Annotated in this window: 1 protein-coding gene; it reads left to right on the forward strand. The window is 62.8% G+C overall.

What is annotated here, in order from left to right:
- Positions 1–117 precede the first annotated feature (117 nt).
- Positions 118–384: a hypothetical protein gene (locus E3T37_RS16555; RefSeq protein WP_134368367.1), complete on the forward strand. Its 267-nt coding sequence runs from the start codon at positions 118–120 to the stop codon at positions 382–384.
- Positions 385–1,364: the final 980 nt, after the last annotated feature.

The following is a 1,364-nucleotide window of genomic DNA, read 5'->3' on the forward strand; positions in this document are numbered from 1 at the left end:
GCCGCCGCGACCCCCCACCCCCGGCACATGCCTCCGAATGTGACTCAGTTGAATCAATCGCAAATCAATGTCAACCTCAGCTTGACAAGACCCAGCGCGTCAAGTTAGAATTGACACATGACGAACACACAGAACCCAGCCCTGGTAAACCTCGACCTGATCGAGAAGATGGCCCACCTGCGGGTGACCGGATACAACGGCGAATCGCCGAACCCAGAACACCACACGTACACGCTCAAGACGCTCGACGACATCGAGCGCCAGGCGAACCACGCACGCGCCGCGGTCGTGCGGAACATGCGAGCGCAGGGCCTGACCTGGTTCGATATCGGCGAAGCTCTAGGCACGTCACGGCAGGCCGCACAGCAGCGATACGGCAGGTAATCGAAGACCGTAGCCCCCGTGTTACTAGCGGGGGCACGCTCGACCTCTGGCCGAAACCGCGTATTTCCGCGGAAGTCGACCAAGGTCCGCAGGCCGGGGGAAGTTATGGCACAGATAACAAGCCCAGGGGCCGGGCCGCTGTGGTTGGACATGTCTAACGAGTTGCCGCCCAATTGCTGCGCAATCGGACGCCCTGCCCTTTGGTGCCCGATCCCTTGCGGTGGCTAGGTTGTGGGGCGTTCTAGTCCCTCGCCGCACCCATTGCGAGCCTCAGCGCCGGCCGATTGTCGAGCGAGATCCCAGAGGTGTGTGAGCTGCTGACGGTTTCTCTTGGGGTGGCCCCGGGAGAAGGGGAGCGCTGACGCGCGCTGTCTTGCTCGACGTGGCCAGCCAGGCTGGAATGGCTGCTGGGAGGGAGTGAGGGCAGAGCTCCGCCCCCTGAGTGCCCTCCCCGACAGTGGGGGGCACATCAAGGGACGGCTGCTGGTCGGTCGTTTGGACGTCGCACACAGTGCCACAGCGCGAAGCTGTCAGGACTGGGGTTCCTTCACGGGCGCATCTCAATGCTGTCCAAGTCTGCCTTTACCAGCGCGACCCGCGAAGTTGGAGAAGTTCCACACCTACAACGGGGGAAGCCTCCGGGGGTGAGCCGTGGGGGATGTTTTGCGGGGGATGTCTTACCCGGTCGGCCTGTTGCGACACGCTGCACGATTTCTGGCTGTACAGTGCCATTGAGTTGTCGAGATGCACTCACCCTAGGGCCCCGAGCGCGGGGCCTTAGGCACATATGCCCGGCGTGTCATGTTCAATGGCAAGATTCCGCCCCCCAGGCATAAGAAACGCCCCCAGATTCCAATCTGGGGGCGTTTCGTCATTCACGCGTGGATGCATTGCTTACGATACATTCCCCCGGTTACATTCGGGCACGCGTGCCCCGCGTGTTGTGCCGCTGCGCTACGGTGCTGCGCACCTGCCGCCGC

It is taken from the genome of Cryobacterium sp. TMT2-10, assembly GCF_004403075.1.
Lineage (GTDB): Bacteria > Actinomycetota > Actinomycetes > Actinomycetales > Microbacteriaceae > Cryobacterium > Cryobacterium shii.